This is a genomic window from Arthrobacter sp. 18067, from assembly GCF_902706295.1.
Classification (GTDB): domain Bacteria; phylum Actinomycetota; class Actinomycetes; order Actinomycetales; family Micrococcaceae; genus Arthrobacter.
In genome coordinates, this window is the sequence record NZ_CACSJJ010000001.1 from 576,700 (window position 1) to 591,640 (window position 14,941).

At 61.1% G+C, this 14,941-nt stretch carries 15 protein-coding genes; 11 read left to right on the forward strand and 4 right to left on the reverse strand.

The window, feature by feature from the left end; all coding sequences use genetic code 11:
- Positions 1-2: 2 nt before the first annotated feature.
- The 11 genes from GVL04_RS02465 (at position 3) to GVL04_RS02510 (ending at position 10,957) form a co-directional block, all read left to right on the forward strand.
- Positions 3-1,163, forward strand: a complete 1,161-nt coding sequence (locus GVL04_RS02465) for a mandelate racemase/muconate lactonizing enzyme family protein (protein WP_200846721.1) — start codon at positions 3-5, stop codon at positions 1,161-1,163.
- Between the two features lie 41 nt (positions 1,164-1,204).
- Positions 1,205-2,509 carry a sugar ABC transporter substrate-binding protein gene (locus tag GVL04_RS02470; protein ID WP_159698977.1) on the forward strand — a complete coding sequence of 435 codons (1,305 nt, stop codon included), beginning with the start codon at positions 1,205-1,207 and terminating at the stop codon, positions 2,507-2,509.
- A gap of 33 nt (positions 2,510-2,542) precedes the next feature.
- Positions 2,543-3,505, forward strand: coding sequence for a carbohydrate ABC transporter permease (locus GVL04_RS02475; RefSeq protein ID WP_200846722.1), 963 nt, complete (start codon positions 2,543-2,545; stop codon positions 3,503-3,505).
- The gene (locus GVL04_RS02480) at positions 3,495-4,367 is read left to right on the forward strand and encodes a carbohydrate ABC transporter permease (protein ID WP_200846723.1); all 873 of its coding nucleotides are present in this window, start codon (positions 3,495-3,497) and stop codon (positions 4,365-4,367) included. The genes GVL04_RS02475 and GVL04_RS02480 overlap by 11 nt, the downstream gene beginning before the upstream one ends.
- On the forward strand, positions 4,368-5,210 hold the full coding sequence (locus tag GVL04_RS02485) for a sugar phosphate isomerase/epimerase (protein ID WP_159698980.1): 843 nt from the start codon (positions 4,368-4,370) through the stop codon (positions 5,208-5,210). It abuts the gene before it with no gap.
- Positions 5,207-6,118, forward strand: a complete 912-nt coding sequence (gene iolB, locus GVL04_RS02490) for a 5-deoxy-glucuronate isomerase (protein WP_159698983.1) — start codon at positions 5,207-5,209, stop codon at positions 6,116-6,118. Before GVL04_RS02485 ends, iolB begins: the two co-directional genes overlap by 4 nt.
- Before the next feature lie 12 nt (positions 6,119-6,130).
- Complete coding sequence (locus tag GVL04_RS02495) at positions 6,131-6,901, forward strand: SDR family oxidoreductase (RefSeq protein ID WP_159698986.1); 771 nt, start codon at positions 6,131-6,133, stop codon at positions 6,899-6,901.
- 14 nt (positions 6,902-6,915) lie between these two features.
- Entirely contained in the window at positions 6,916-8,001 is a 1,086-nt protein-coding gene (locus GVL04_RS02500) for a Gfo/Idh/MocA family protein (RefSeq protein ID WP_268825342.1), read from the forward strand.
- A gap of 2 nt (positions 8,002-8,003) precedes the next feature.
- Positions 8,004-9,029, forward strand: coding sequence for a Gfo/Idh/MocA family protein (locus tag GVL04_RS02505; RefSeq protein WP_159698991.1), 1,026 nt, complete (start codon positions 8,004-8,006; stop codon positions 9,027-9,029).
- Positions 9,030-9,701: 672 nt separating this feature from the next.
- Positions 9,702-10,208: an IS110 family transposase gene (locus GVL04_RS24605; protein WP_235036129.1), complete on the forward strand. Its 507-nt coding sequence runs from the start codon at positions 9,702-9,704 to the stop codon at positions 10,206-10,208.
- A 14-nt stretch (positions 10,209-10,222) separates the two neighbouring features.
- Positions 10,223-10,957, forward strand: a complete 735-nt coding sequence (locus GVL04_RS02510; protein ID WP_235036130.1) for a transposase — start codon at positions 10,223-10,225, stop codon at positions 10,955-10,957.
- Between the two features lie 522 nt (positions 10,958-11,479).
- Here the strand turns inward: GVL04_RS02510 and GVL04_RS24915 are convergent.
- Genes GVL04_RS24915 through GVL04_RS02530 form a run of 4 tightly spaced genes read right to left on the reverse strand, consistent with a single transcriptional unit; the run spans position 11,480 to position 14,869 of the window.
- The gene (locus GVL04_RS24915; RefSeq protein WP_159699131.1) at positions 11,480-11,614 is read right to left on the reverse strand and encodes a YegP family protein; all 135 of its coding nucleotides are present in this window, start codon (positions 11,612-11,614) and stop codon (positions 11,480-11,482) included.
- 21 nt (positions 11,615-11,635) lie between these two features.
- Positions 11,636-13,111: an aldehyde dehydrogenase family protein gene (locus GVL04_RS02520; protein WP_235036131.1), complete on the reverse strand. Its 1,476-nt coding sequence runs from the start codon at positions 13,109-13,111 to the stop codon at positions 11,636-11,638.
- 16 nt (positions 13,112-13,127) lie between these two features.
- Complete coding sequence (locus tag GVL04_RS02525) at positions 13,128-14,489, reverse strand: NAD(P)/FAD-dependent oxidoreductase (protein ID WP_159698997.1); 1,362 nt, start codon at positions 14,487-14,489, stop codon at positions 13,128-13,130.
- The gene (locus tag GVL04_RS02530; RefSeq protein WP_159699000.1) at positions 14,486-14,869 is read right to left on the reverse strand and encodes a cupin domain-containing protein; all 384 of its coding nucleotides are present in this window, start codon (positions 14,867-14,869) and stop codon (positions 14,486-14,488) included. Before GVL04_RS02530 ends, GVL04_RS02525 begins: the two co-directional genes overlap by 4 nt.
- Positions 14,870-14,941 lie beyond the last annotated feature (72 nt).

The window sequence follows — 14,941 nt, forward strand, 5'->3', positions numbered from 1 at the left end:
GCATGTACCTCTCAGACGCTCTGGAAGAGCGAACCCAGTACCAGATGCCCCGAGTCGCGTCGTTGGAGGTCTTCGCGGTCAAGGTACCCTTCAAACATTCGTTTGTCCTCGGAAGCGGTGCAGTGGGTGCCCCAGGCCAATGCGGCGATGTCATCTTCGTCAAGCTCACAACGGACTCAGGACATGTTGGTTGGGGGGAACAGAGAGCCCTGCCGAGCTGGAGCTACGAAACGCCGGAGACCATCGCACTGGTCATTGAAAAGTACCTCAGTCCTTTGCTCATGGACCTCTCCCCCTTTGATGTAGGACTCTTCCACCGCCGGGCCGACAAGGTTCTCAGCCCATCGGTCTCCAATGGATTCCCTTTTGCCCGCGCAGCAGTGGATGTGGCGATGCACGACGCCGCAGGACAAATAGTGGGACTCCCCGTTCACGCGCTCCTTGGCGGCAAAGTCAACAGCGAGCTGAAACTGTGTTCTGCCATCGGCGTCGACACGCCCGCCGCCATGGTTGCACGAGTCGAAGAATCTTCCGAGTATCACGCCTACAAGGTCAAGATCTCAGGTGACGTCCGGGCAGACACCGAAGCAATTCACGCTGTGTCTGAGGTCGCCGGCGGCAAACCACTATGGCTTGATGCCAACCAGTCGCACAGCCCATCGTCCATGATGCGACTCCTGGACAGAGTTGCCGACGTACCGGGACTCTTCTGTGTGGAACAGCCCGTGCCCAGCACCGACTGGGCGGGCATGAAGCGAGTCCAAGCCGCGAGCCGGATTCCCGTGGCCATCGACGAGGGCAGCTTTACCTCGCAGGACTTGGCCAGGACCATCGCCCTCGGTGCAGCCGACATGGTGGTCATCAAGATCTGCAAGTCCGGCGGAATCCGTAACGCCATGAAGACGGCCGCCGTCGCCACCGCCAACAGCACGGAAATTCTGGCCAGTGGACTGACTGACTGTGGCATCGGGTTCGCGGCTTCCCTTCACCTCTTCAGCAATCTGGACCTGGCCCTCCCCGCAGAACTCAACGGCCCCGAACTCCTCAATGACCTCTACGTCGAAGGCCTCACCATCACCAATGCCATTGCCACAGTGCCGGATGCGCCTGGCCTGGGTGTCACGGTCGACGAAGAGCGAATCCGATTCGAATCCCGCATCTAGAACCCATCCCTCCCCAACCACAAATAATTCAAGGAACTCTCATGAACCTACAGATCACGCGACGGAGCATGCTCAAATTCGGCTTGGCTACCGGCACCATCGCTTCCTTGGGCACCACTATGGGCTGCTCATCATCACCTGCAGCAGGTTCCGAAGCATCATGGTCCATGTGGTCCACCGGTGCCGCGGAGGACAAAGTCTGGAAAGACTTTAAGAACTACGTCGATTCAACGCTGAAGATTAACTCGACGTCCAACCTGACCCCGTCAAAGGGGTACCAAACCAAGTTTGACCTTCAGCTTGCCAGCGGAACAACCAGCATGGTGGCTGCAGTAAGCGGGACCCTGATTCCCGCCTATGCAGCAAGGGGTGCCCTGATGCCACTGGACGACTTGATCAAGGCCGACCCATCCTTCGATGCTGATGATTTCTATGCTGACAGCCGGAAGATTTGCTCGTTCAACAACAAGACCTATGCCCTCGGCTTGGACGTAGCGCCCACCATCCTCTACTACAACAAAACACTTTTCCAAGAACTCGGCGTGCCCCTGCCCTCCGCACGGGAACCGATGACATGGGAACAGTTCCATGCTTCTGCCAAGGCATTCACCAAGAAAACGGATGTGTATGGTTTCACCTGCACACCGAACATCGATGACCTGATGTCCTGGATCTACTCCGCAGGAGGAGACCTCCTCAACAGCGACCAAACCGCCAGCGCCCTTTCGTCAGAGGCGTCGATGAAAGCCATGACCTTTGTGCATGATCTCTTCGTCAAGGACCGCATTACCCCACCCATCACAAACCTCGTCACCGAGAATGCCCTGTCCAACTTCCTGCAGGGAAACGTGGCCTACCTCCAAAACGGCCCATGGCAGGTGCTCAACTTGCGAAACGCGAAGTTTGAATGGGACGTCGTCCCGTTCCCACAGGGCCCGGCAGGTAGCCTCCCACGCGTCTCTGGCTCCGGTTTCGCGATTCCCGCTGAAACAAAAGACGCCGAGACTGCCTGGAAACTCCTCAAGGCACTAACCAGCAAGGACGCCCTGGATATCTATGCCTCGGCGGGCCGCAATAATCCAGCACGCAAGTCCGCCGCCACGGCATTCGTACCGCCCCCTGCCAACCTCGGCATCGTCCAGGAAATTCTGGACGGAAAGCTCGCCGGTGGTCATACCTTCGACGTCACCACCAACTGGGGCGAAATTCGGCAGCTCCTCTCCACCGATCTGCCGCGCAGTTTCCTTGGCCAGATATCCCTTGAGGACGCAGTCAAGAGCTTCACTCCTGAACTCAACGCCCTCATCGGCACCCATCACGAGACGATGCTGAAGACCGCCTCCTGACCTCTCCCACCTGCTAGGAATTACGGAGCACTTGTGTCCACAAAAATTACGCCCGCAGAGTTGGTCCCGCGCGCCAATGATCCGGCGACCATGACGCCGCGTCCCCCAACAAAGAAGAAGTACCGAAAAGAGAACGTCAACCTCACCGCCTGGCTGTTTCTCCTCCCCAGCTTCCTGGGGTTCCTTGTCTTCACCGCCTTTCCCGTAGTGGCCGCGGCTGGCATCTCGCTGCTCGAGTGGGACCTTTTCAGCTCACCGACCTTTGTGGGGCTCGCCAATTTCCAGAAGCTTCTCACTGACGAGGGATTCTGGGCATCATTTGTCAACACGGCGTACTTCACGTTCGCCAGTGTTCCCCTGACCATCATCACCAGTCTCATCCTGGCCCTGCTCCTCAACCAGGGCTTCAAGTACATTGCAGTTTTCCGCTCATTGTTGTTGCTGCCCTACGCGACCATCACTGTCTCCGTCGCCTTCGTATGGATCTGGATGTATATCCCGCAGGACGGGCTCATCAACACCGTCCTGTCCTGGGTAGGAATCTCGGGCCCCGACTGGCTGGTTTCAGAGACATGGGCCATGCCGGCGCTCATCATCATGAGCGTCTGGAAGGGATTTGGATTCGGCATGATCATCTTCCTCGCCGGGCTCCAAGCCATCCCCCAACAGCTTTATGAAGCCGCCATGGTGGACGGGGCCTCCAGTTGGGCCCGATTCCGGAATGTCACGCTCCCCATGCTCTCCCCATCAATGTTCTTTGTCGTCGTGACATCCGTGATCGGCTCCTTCCAAGTCTTCGACCAGGCACTGATCATGACCAACGGCGGCCCCGGGACGCAGACCACCACGCTGGTGATGTCCATCTACCGTGCTGGTTTCGAAAACTACAACGAAGGGTACGCAGCGGCCCAGTCCTTGGTTCTCTTCCTCTTCATCCTGGTCATTACGGCCGCACAGTTCCTCAATCAACGAAGGCTCGTCCACTATGACAACTGAACCAGCCACGCGCACACGCCGCTCAAGCGGTACCACCATGGCCGGAAACCTGCGGGCCAAACTCATCGTCTTTGCCTGCTTCGTGGTCACCGGCGTCACTCTTCTGCCGATCGTGATGATGGCCCTTGTCGCCTTCCAGTCCGACGGCGAGTCCATGGCCGCCAACCCATCGTTCTGGCCCACGAGCTGGCATCCGGAAAACTTCACCCGGATATTCGAGCTGGTCCCCGTAGGCAAGTACCTCGGAAACACGATCATCTTCGCCGCCGGTACAACAGTCCTGGAGACCATCACTGCCGCACTGGCCGCCTACGCATTTGCCCGCCTGGAGTTCCGCGGACGGTCTTTGCTGTTCGCCATCTACTTGGGAACCCTCATGATCCCCGCACAAGTAACCCTTGTTCCGCTGTTCATCATGGTCTCAAAACTCCAATGGCTGGACACCTGGCAAGGAATGATCCTTCCCCACGCGTTCACCGCTTTGGGCGTGTTCCTGCTACGTCAGTTCTTCATGGGGATCCCCCGTGAATACGAAGACGCCGCACGGATCGACGGCGCCAATCGGTGGATAACGTTCTCAAGGGTCATCATCCCCTTGGCCGTTCCGGCCATCGCAACCTTGGCAGTGTTCAAGTTCATCGGCCAATGGAACAACCTCCTGTGGCCCTTGATCATTTCCAACAGCGAAGCCACCAGAACAATCGCAGTCGGCCTGCAGGTGTTCCAAGACGTCAATGGCACCCAGTGGAACCTGTTGTTGGCGGCCGCAGCCATCACTACTCTGCCCCTGGTGGTCATCTTCTTCCTCACCCAACGCTGGTTTGTTCGCGGCATCACCATGAGCGGGCTCGGTGGACGCTAAATGACATCGGCTCACCACTCAACTCACAAAACCATCTGGGCTGTCTTCACGAAGCCCTGGCCCCTGCACACGGCCCAGCAACTCTCTGACGTCGTCCTTCAACTGGGGTTCAACGGCGTCGAAATTCCTGTCCGGAACAATACCCTCATCACCCCGGACAACGCCGCAACACTCCTGCCCCGCTATGTCTCCGACATGGCAGAGCGCGGCATTACAACCATCAGTATCGCCACCGAGCTGACCGAACCCATTTTCGCCGCTTGCCGCGAAGCCGGCGTCGACCTCATCCGGATCATGATTCCCGTGACAACCAATGACTACTCGTCTTCAGTCACAGCTGCGCGTATCCGGCTGGAAAAAGCTGCCGATTGGGCCCGGAACTACGACGTCGGCGTTGTGATCCAACCGCATCGCGGCGAGTACGTCTCTTCGTGCTTTGGAGTCCTGGACATTATCAAGGATCTTCCCGGCGAATACTTCAAAGTGGCTTGGGACGCAGCCCATGACGCGTTGGCCGGGGACGACCCGGTAACAGCGATGAACGCGTGCGGCGGACGCTTGGCGATCGCGAACTTCAAGAACGTCATTTACCAGGCCCAGGCACCCGATCCTCAACACCCAGGCACCACTCTATGGAAGCCCTGGTACGTACCTGGTCCGGAAGGGCTCGCCGACTGGAACCGCGCGATCACCCACCTTCGTCAGAGGCCGGACTCCGTCCCCCTGTGTTTCACGGCCCAGTATTCATCAACGTCGGAAACCGTTGAGGACCTCCTAAGGCGCGATGTGAAATTCGCGCAAGAGCTCTGGGACAGCAACAAAGAAGGCGAGAAAAGATCATGACTGACTGGTTTCACCCCTCGGGCAGTGCCGGCGATGGTCCTTGGGAGGTCTCCCTGGGGACCTCGGACTCCCCTGCCATGAAAGAGAACTGGGACCACACGGGCATCAAGGTGGCCACCCTGGCCGTCGGCGAGCAGATAGTGCTGGATGCAGCCCCCGAAGAGCGCCTTGTTGTTCCGCTCAGTGGCTCCTTCGACGCGACAGTGGAAGGTACCGGGTTCTTTCTCAGAGGCAGGGAATCCGTTTTCTCGGGACCCACAGATGTCCTTTTTGCAGGGGCAGGAACAGAGCTGACGCTCACTTCGCAGAACGGCGGACGCGTCGCTGTGACTACTGCCTTCGCTACGAAAAGCTATCCGGCACGCCTGATTCCCGCGGAGAACGTGCCGGTTCTCATGCGTGGCGCCGGGAACTGCTTGCGGCAGGTTCACAACTTTGGCATGCCGGAAGCCCTGGAGGCGGACCGGATCCTGGTGTGCGAGGTCTACACGCCAGCGGGCAACTGGTCCTCCTATCCGCCGCACAAGCACGATACCGAGCAGGACGGCGAAACAGCCCTCGAAGAAATCTACTACTACGAAACACAGCCGGCCGAGAACTCGTCGGTACCAGAGGGAGTCGCCGGGGTTGCCTACCAACACGTTTACGCCTCGGATGACCGCCCCATCGACGTCGCCACCGAAGTCCGCTCCGGGGACGTAGTCCTGGTTCCGTATGGATGGCACGGTCCTGCCATGGCCCCGCCGGGCTTCGACCTCTACTACCTCAATGTCATGGCCGGCCCCGGGCCTGTGCGTAACTGGCTGATCAACGATGACCCAGACCACGGCTGGATCAGGGCTACCTGGGAGGGGCCCGAACCCGAGCAGTTGTTCCCTCGTCCATCGCGCCAAGCACAGGCTGTATAGGTGGCTACTGCCATGACACATTCCACAGTCCTCTCCGGAAAGGTCGCCTTGGTCACCGGCTCAAGCCGAGGCATCGGATTTACCTTGGCCGCCGGCCTGGCCGGGGCGGGGGCAACGGTGGTCATCAATGGAAACAACGCAGACCGGGTGGAGGCCGCCAAATCCAAACTCGCCGAGCAGTTTGGCCAGGATCGTATCCACGCAGCAGCCTTCAATGTCACCAGCGAACATGACGTAGTGGCTGGTCTTGCCGGCATTGAGGCCAACGTTGGCCCGCTCCACATCCTGGTGAACAACGCCGGCATACAACACCGGTCCTCACTGCTGGATCTGGAGTTGGCGGACTGGAACCGCGTCGTCGACACCAACCTGACGGGTGCTTTTCTTGTGGGCAGGGAAGCCGCCCGGCACATGACCAAGCGGCAGCGGGGAAAGATCATCAATATCTGCTCAATCCAGGCAGACCTTGCCCGGCCAACGATCGCCCCGTACGTCGCGGCGAAGGGTGGCCTGCGAAACCTCACCCGGTCGATGACCGCGGAATGGGCTGCCTCCGGGCTCCAGATCAACGGCATCGCTCCCGGCTATATCCACACCGAAATGACTCAGAGCCTTGTTGACGATGAGGCATTCAACAAGTGGATTCTGGCTCGAACCCCGGCCAACCGGTGGGGACGGGTGGAAGACATCGTCGGACCCGCCCTTTGGCTGGCCTCCGAGGGCGCCGACTTCGTGAACGGCCAAACGATATTCGTCGACGGCGGCATGTCAGTTGTGGTCTGAGGGACGCCTCGCACGTGAAGGCAGAAATACATCAACAGCATAAAACGCAATTCTTTCCGGAATTGCATTCCTTAAGGATCAGAATGACTCAATTACGAGTAGGACTCGTCGGCGCAGGCGGTATTACCCGCGTACACGTACCGGCCTGGCTTGCACTTGGCGCGCACATCACCGTCTACTCCGTGGAGGGGGCCGAAGAACTTGCCCGACGACATGGACTGTCTGTAGCGGACTCCATGGAGGAGCTGCTGGCCAGCTGCGACATTGTGGACATCTGCACCCCGACAACCACCCACCGCGATCTCGCCGTCGCAGCAGCGCAGGCAGGAAAAGACGTAGTGTGCGAAAAGCCGCTTGGCCGCTCGGTAGCCGAGGGACTGGAAATCAAGGAGGCAGTAAGCCGCGCCGGCACTCAGCTGTACCCCGGCCATGTCGTCCGCTACTTCCCGGCCTATATGGCCGCCAAGGAAGCCATCGATCAAGGACGGCTGGGAGCCCTGGCAGTCCTTCGCTTCTACCGCGGCGGAGCAGGCCCCAAAAGCGACTGGTTTTACGACGAATCGGTATCAGGTGGAATCATCGCCGACCAGATGATTCATGATCTTGACCAGGCTCGCTGGCTCGCAGGTGAAGTGACCAGCGTATATGCAGTGCAGAACGCAGTTCGCAGCCCGGAAACACCGGCGGAAGCCCACCCGCGAAGGGTGAGCGCCCACGTGACGTTGACACACAAATCCGGGGCAATCTCCCACATCCAAGGCGTGTGGGGACCGCCCACCATGCCCTTTAGGACCTCATTTCACGTGGCCGGCGATGCCGGGGCCCTCTCCCATGACTCCGGCGCCGATGCTTCCCTGGACAAGGACCTCGTCCTGGACGCCACGGAGTCGTACCTGCCGCCGCCTGATCTGCTGGAGAGCCCCTTCCTGACAGAGATCCGGGACTTCGCCAACGCAAGATTGGGCAGATCAGAGTCCAGGGTCACTTTGGAGGATGGGGTCATGGCCGTTGGGTTGGCCGATGCTGCCCTCGAATCCGTCGCAACCGGGATGGTCGTTCCCTTTTCCGAGGCTTCCATCCACCCCGCCGAAAGGGTCTAACCATGGCTACCCCACCAGCACCTTCCCTGAAAATAGCAATTCTCTCGTTCGCCCACACGCATGCTGCCAGCTACGTGAGGCAGCTCGCAGCACGGGACGACGTTGAGCTCCTGACGTCGGACCCGGATGGACAGTTTGCCACTGACGCCGGTCCCCGCGGGGCAGACTTTGCCGCGGCCCACGGCGTCGCTTACGTGGACACATATGCGGAAGCATTCTCGTGGAAACCTGACGCGGTGATCATCTGCAGCGAGAATTCACGGCATACGGATTTAATCATGCGCTCCGCGGAAGCGGGAGCCCACATCCTGTGCGAAAAGCCGCTGGCCACCAACGAGGCAGACGCGAAGGCGGCGATTGCCGCCGTCGACGCTGCGGGAGTCAACCTGATGGTGGCCTACCCGGTGAGGTTTTCACCCGCCTACCGGGAGCTGAAGAGCCTGGTTTCCTCCGGTGCGCTGGGGGAAGTCATTTCGGTGGTGGGAACCAACAACGGTTGGCTGCCCACACGGCGTGCTTGGTTTACGGATCCCGAATTCGCAGGCGGCGGAGCCTTGGTGGACCATGTGGTTCATTGCGCCGATCTCCTGGACCACTTGCTTGGATCGTCTGTCCGCAGAGTGCACGCTGTCTCGAACAGAATCCTTCATGCCGCACGGAAACCCGACGTCGAGACTGGCGGACTGGTGACAATGACCTACGAGAACGGTGTCATCGCCACCATCGACTGCTCGTGGAGCCAGCCGGAAACCGCACCGAACTGGGGCGGCCTGACGTTGGCGGTGACAGGCACCAAGGGGTCCGTCCGAATCAACCCCTTTGCCACCCACCTCGGCGGATTCGATGTCAACGGTGCGGCATGGATCCCCTATGGCGTGGATTTGGACTCCCTGATGTTGGAGGAGTTCATTTCCTCAATGGTGGACGGCAGGGTCCCCCTGCCGGACGGAGACGGTGGCCTGCGCACGCTACAGATCGTCAAGGCGGCGCAGGAATCAGTCGCCACCGGCCAACCCGTGCACTGCTAGCGGGAACTGGCCCCAGCTGTGGAAAACGTATATCTCCAGAGCTGGGGCCGATCGGCCCAGCGCATCCAAACCTGACACCCCCGGTTTCGCGTCGACATATGGGCCCTATCGGCAATACTTCTATCCATGAAGAGGTGTAGGCCAACCACGACCTACCGAACGAACCGAGAGAGGACCTCATATACCCAGGTGAGAGCAGGCGGAGGCCAACCAGCCACGACCCTGACCCCGCTGCCCCACAACCAAACAGGTGACCCGCGGCGCCAGGCACACCCCACAGCACTGTCAGAGGGACTTGACCAGCCAGAAGGGGGTATGCCGTGCCCGAGGCGGGTCGAAACGGAATTCCAAGCCATGGAAACATTGGGAAGTGGCGGAAACATGCGGAATCCGGGGCAGTTCGAAGGGTTCACGAGCCAGTCCGAGGCGGAAAGTGTGGACAGTAATGATGGAATTGGGTGTGTTCCGGTGTGGCTCGAAGTGTGGCGGACGCCCGCGTGAGGGATGCCTTGACAATGATCTGTCCACCACAGCACGGCCGCAGTAAACGCGACGGCCAAGTGGACATGACGTCATAGGCGCTTGCTCCGAAGAGTCCCATTACTGTCTTGTCTGCCCACCCGGCCGGCGTGCCCTTTTCCCATCGCTTCCAAAGGTCAGGGCAGTTTCATCATGACAAAGGACTATCTGAAAGTCATCGCCGGGATCGACACCCACGCCGATACCCACCACGTCGGAGTCATCACCGACACCGGCCACCATCTGGCGGACAAGGAATTCCCGGCAGCGGGAGCCGGCTATCAGGAGATCATCGACTTCATCACCGGCTTCGGTTCCGTTCTCGCCGCCGGTGTGGAAGGAACCGGCAGCGACGGCGCCGAACTCTCACGCGTGCTCACCCGAAAGGGCATCCGCGTGGTGGAAGTGATGCGCCCGAACCGGCAGGCACGCCGGCTGCCGGGAAAATCCGATCCGCTCGATGCCTATCAAGCCGCCGAATCGGTGCTCTCCGGCAGGGCAGGCGTCACCCCGAAATCCCGGGACGGTGCAGTGGAATCCCTGCGGGTGCTGCGGGCCGAGCGCGCAACCGCAATGCGGGCCCGCGTCGCAGTGATGGCCCAGGTGAAAACGATCCTGACAACCGCACCGGAGACCTCCGCGCAAGATACCGGTCCATGACGAGCCCGGCGTTGATGGCCGCGTTAGAAAAGACACGCCCCTCCGGCGCCCCAGCCGAACCCCTGACCAGCACCGCGACCGTACTGAAGCGGCTCGCCGTCCGCTACCGGCACCAGGAGCTCGCACTGATCGACACCGAACTCGACACCGTCCTCACCCTCCACGCACCAATGCTGCGCCACATTCAGGGCGTCGGCACCGACGTCGCCAGCCAGCTCCTCGTCACCGTAGGAGACAACCCCGAACGCGTCACCACGGAGGCAAAGTTCGCCGCCCTGGTCGGCGTCGCCCCGATCCCCGCCTCCTCAGGCAAAACGACCCGGCATCGACTAAGCCGCGCCGGTGACCGACAGGCCAACAAAGCCATCCACCGCGTAGTGCTCGTCCGAATGCGCTATGACAACCGAACCCGGGCCTACGTGGCCAGGCGACGCCAGGAAGGCAAAGGAACCAAAGAAATCATGCGCTGCCTCAGACGCTACGTCACCCGCGAAATCTATAACCAGGTCCTTGACCCGCGTCCCGCTCCCGACGCCGCCACCCTCCGGAAAGCACGCGCAACCAAAGGGTTGACCCTCCAAGAAGCAGCCGATGCCCTGAGCGTCTGGTCCACCACTCTGTCTCGTCTGGAACGAGGACTTTCCCACGACAGCGACGTCCACCACCGCTACGAGACCTGGCTCAACTCTCAATCCACCGCATACGCGCAGACAGCCCATCCACCGGTGGACCGGGTGCTTCCAACCTGACCGTGGACACCGAAGCTCCGGGGTCAAAGGCGGCCCCCGGCCGTCGCGCAGCGACCCTTGAGGCCGGAGCGGAAGCCACGGTAACCCACACGGCCCCTGGCCCAGCGACCATTGACAACAATAGGAGCATCACTGTCCACACCTCCTTTCTTGCGCATTCGAGGCCAATGCGCAACCGCACAGACTGCTGCGCGGAACCGCGTCCAAGTTCGGGACGTGTAGGCGCCACAGAAAAGTGCAGCCCACGACGCCGAGAATTCGATGTCTTCATAACATTCCTACCTACCCACCTTCATGGCTAATGGAACACATATGACATGACTTTCCATGGACTAAGACGTCGTCGGGCATGGCTGTTCTGAGCGCGTTGCAGGCTAGTTTACGCGGAGAGCCCCAGTCCGCTCCTGGACGCAGCAAAGCCCCCGCTGCTGTTTTAGCTGTTGCGGGGGCCTTGTCTACGCCCCCGACCACGGCAGAGTGCTCAGGGCTGGTCGGGTCCAATGTCGGATCCTGCGTTGGTCTTCACCGGCTCGACGCCCCTATATCTGCGGGCTTGGTGGTGTAGGACTCGCCGGGGGCTACGACCTCGCCGTTGCTGGCCTTCAACCGGAATCGGAACCCTCCGGCGGGTTTTCTTGGAGCGAAGTGGTGCCGGATGCTCGGTTGCGGGTCTTGGGTTTAGCGCGGTGTGATGCTGATCCAGTGGTCGGTGGTGAATTCGTCGATTGCCCAGTCCCCGTTGAAGCGGCCGAGGCCGGAGTTGCGTTCTCCTCCGAAGGAAACGTGGGCTTCGTCGTTGACGGGCATGTCGTTGATGTGGGTCATGCCGGCCTTTACCTGCAGGGCGAATCGTGTTCCACGGTCGAGGTCTTGGGTGAATACTGCTGAGCTGAGCCCGTAGGGGTGATCGTTGGCGAGCTTGAGTGCGTGTTCTTCGTTGTCTGCTTTTAGGATTCCGACCAGGGGCCCGAAAATCTCTTCCCTGGCGATATCCATGTCAGGGGTGACGTCGGCGAATACATGTGGCGGGATGACGCGGCCGTTGATGTCTCCAGAAACAACCATTCTGGCGCCTTCCTGTTGGGCCGTGGCGATCTTTGCCTTGAGCCCGTTGAGTTGGCTGTCGTTCACGACGGGGCCGACAAGGGTTCCGGAGTCTGCCGGGTCTCCGTAGGGGACGTGGCGGGCGGCGTCGGTGAAGCGGCGCAGAAATTCGTCGTGGACCGGCGCTTCGACGATGATCCGGTTGATGGCCATGCAGATTTGGCCTTGGTGCAGGAATTTTCCGGTGACGGCTGCTTGCACGGCGGCGTCAAGGTTCGCGTCTGCCAGGACGACGAAGGGGCTGTTGCCTCCGAGTTCGAGTGCGACGTGCTTGATGTGCTCGCCGCCGGTGGCGAGTTTTCCGACGTTGCGTCCGACGGGTGTTGATCCGGTGAAGGAGATCAAGCCGGGTACGGGATGGCTGACGAAGTCGTCTCCGATTTCAGATCCAGCTCCGACGACGACGTTCAGTACCCCGGCGGGAAGGCCGGCCTCTTCGAAGATCCTGGCCAGGATCAGCCCTCCGGTGAGGGGGGTGTCGCTGGCGGGCTTGATGACCACGGCGTTGCCCAGAGCCAGGGCGGGGGCGACTGAGCGTTGGGAGAGGTGCAGGGGGAAGTTCCATGGGCTGATGACGCCGACGACGCCCAAGGGGCGGCGGTAGATCCGGTTCTCTTTGCCGGGCAGGTCGGATTCCATGATCCGTCCGTGGGCCCGGGCGGGGAACGATGATGCTTCGAGCGTGATGCTGGCGGCGGCCCCTACTTCGAACAGTGCCTTGCCAATGGTGGATCCTGACTCTTTGACTAGCCAGTCGGCGATTTCTTCGCGACGTTCCTCCAATAGATGGGCGACACGCATCAGAATACGGCGGCGTTCGGATGGCGCGGTGGTGGCCCACGCGGGCTGCGCTGCTTCGGCGGCGCGGTAGGCGTCATCGAGGTCCTGGACGGAGGCCTGGCGGATGGTGGCGAGGACGTCGTTGTTGTACGGGTTGGTAACGGTGAGGGTTTTCTCGGAACGGCCCTCACGCCAGGATCCGTCGATGAACTGCTGTGTGGTGCTCTTGCCGGCGAAGGTTGCGTGGGGTTGCAGGGATGTCGTTGTCACTGTGTGGCTCCTGTTGTCAGTGTGCGTGAGCCTGCGCGTGGGCAGGCTGGGGCTCGGGGAGGTTTGCGGGATCGGTGAGTTGGCTGGCATCGCGTGCGGCGCGGATACCGGATTCGATGGCGCCGTCGATGTAGCCCGGGCGGACCTCGGAGACATCGGAGCCGGCGAAGACGACCCTGCTTTCGGTGGCCCGGAGGGCTTGTTCGTATTCGGTGGTGAACCCTGCCGGGTAAACCGCCCAGGTGGATTCCGAGTATGGGTCGGCGCGCCAGTCGTGGGCGTCGGCGGCGACCACTTGGGCCTCGGGGAGGTATTCGCGGAGCATCTGCTGGATCTGGTCAAGGTTGTTCGGGTCGGGGCAGTCATCAGGTCCGAAGCCGACCAGGAGCGCGACGTCCTCGCGTTCGTCGACGGTGAAGAGGTGGTTGAAGGGTCCGGGGGCCCCGAGGGAGAAGACTCCACCGGTGGCGTTCCTTACCGCCATCCATAGTTTGAACCCCTTGCCCGAATGCCCAGCCTCGAGCCCTTCGTGCTTCCGCGGGCTCAGCGGGGGTTCGAATTCGATATGGCGCAGAGCGTGGACCGGCACGGTGCAGACGACGGCCTGCACGGTGTACTGGTCCTGTCCGACGAAGACATCGACTGCGTCGGTGGTGCTGACGATTTTCGTCACCACCGTGTTCAGCCGGGTTTCCACGGCGGCGTCCTGTGCGATGGCTGCGATGAGCTCACCGGTCCCGTTGGCGAACCGAGGGCCGAGCATGACGGTGCCCATGAAGCCCATGAAAGTTCCGCCGGACCCGGCGATCAGTCGTGCTGCGTGGAGGACCGACATCTGGGACCACTCTGCGGAGCTGATGCCTGCCCAGAAGCCTTCAAGCACTCCGGCAGTTTCGGCGGGCAGGTCCAGGTCTTCAAAGAGTGTCGGCAGCGGCACGTCCAGGTCGGCGACGGTGTCCAGCCCGGTTCCGTCGATGAACATCTGTTCACTGACGCGGCTTGCTGCGGTCTGCAGGCGGCCGATGGCGGCTTCAAGCGTTCCGAGCTGGCTGAAGGGAACGGGCAGCATTCCCTCCCGGATTCCGGCCGTGCAGCGCCATAGGAATTTGCTGGGGGCTTCTTCGTCGCGGAGCAGGGGGATGCTGTATCGGTTGACTTCGGCCATGGCGTATTTTTCGTCGTCACCGAGCCAGCCGCCGCCCATCTCCACGTCGAAGCCTGCGATGCGGTCCTTTTCGTACCAGGTGCGCCCGCCCAAGCGGTCCCGGGCTTCGAGGAGGATGACCCGGTGCCCGGCTTGGCGCAATTCGCGGGCGGCGGTAACGCCGGCGAAACCGCCGCCGATGACGGCGATGTCGTATGTCTGGGCCGTTGTCATTTTCCTACCTCCACGACGAATTTCTTGAAGGGGGAATTGATGCGCCAGGTGGTGCGCGTTCCGGCGAGCACGGAGACGACGTCGCCGGTGCGCAGGACCTGGACCGTTCCGTCTTCGAAGGTCATTTCCAGCTCACCTTCGAGTATGAGGATCGTTTCGTCGCTGCGGAAGTCATATGGCGATTCGTAAGGCACTTGTTCGGCCGTCAGGCGCCATACGGCGACTCTGTTGAGCCTTTGGTGGGCGTTGTCGTCGCGAAAGAAGTGGACCTCCCCGTGCGATTCGCCGTCGATGGTCATCGGAGTGAAGTCCGAGGTGTCCAGGCGTCCAGTGCCGGCGATGGCGTTACCGGGGCCAGGGGTTTGGGTTGTGGTAGTCATTTGTTGTCCTATTCGTAGCTGCGGGGTAAGTAGGTGCTTCGACGGCGGTCAGGGTGCGACGCGGGGCGGGAC

What these genes read in the sequence shown, in the direction of transcription:
- GVL04_RS02510 (WP_235036130.1), top strand. Translation starts at nt 10,223, where the DNA reads ATGGCCGCGTTAGAAAAGACACGCCCCTCCGGCGCCCCAGCCGAACCC.
- GVL04_RS02505 (WP_159698991.1), top strand. Translation starts at nt 8,004, where the DNA reads ATGGCTACCCCACCAGCACCTTCCCTGAAAATAGCAATTCTCTCGTTC.
- iolB (WP_159698983.1), top strand. Translation starts at nt 5,207, where the DNA reads ATGACTGACTGGTTTCACCCCTCGGGCAGTGCCGGCGATGGTCCTTGG.
- GVL04_RS02495 (WP_159698986.1), top strand. Translation starts at nt 6,131, where the DNA reads ATGACACATTCCACAGTCCTCTCCGGAAAGGTCGCCTTGGTCACCGGC.
- GVL04_RS02485 (WP_159698980.1), top strand. Translation starts at nt 4,368, where the DNA reads ATGACATCGGCTCACCACTCAACTCACAAAACCATCTGGGCTGTCTTC.
- GVL04_RS02480 (WP_200846723.1), top strand. Translation starts at nt 3,495, where the DNA reads ATGACAACTGAACCAGCCACGCGCACACGCCGCTCAAGCGGTACCACC.
- GVL04_RS24605 (WP_235036129.1), top strand. Translation starts at nt 9,702, where the DNA reads ATGACAAAGGACTATCTGAAAGTCATCGCCGGGATCGACACCCACGCC.
- GVL04_RS02530 (WP_159699000.1), bottom strand. Translation starts at nt 14,869, where the DNA reads ATGACTACCACAACCCAAACCCCTGGCCCCGGTAACGCCATCGCCGGC.
- GVL04_RS02470 (WP_159698977.1), top strand. Translation starts at nt 1,205, where the DNA reads ATGAACCTACAGATCACGCGACGGAGCATGCTCAAATTCGGCTTGGCT.
- GVL04_RS02465 (WP_200846721.1), top strand. Translation starts at nt 3, where the DNA reads ATGTACCTCTCAGACGCTCTGGAAGAGCGAACCCAGTACCAGATGCCC.
- GVL04_RS02525 (WP_159698997.1), bottom strand. Translation starts at nt 14,489, where the DNA reads ATGACAACGGCCCAGACATACGACATCGCCGTCATCGGCGGCGGTTTC.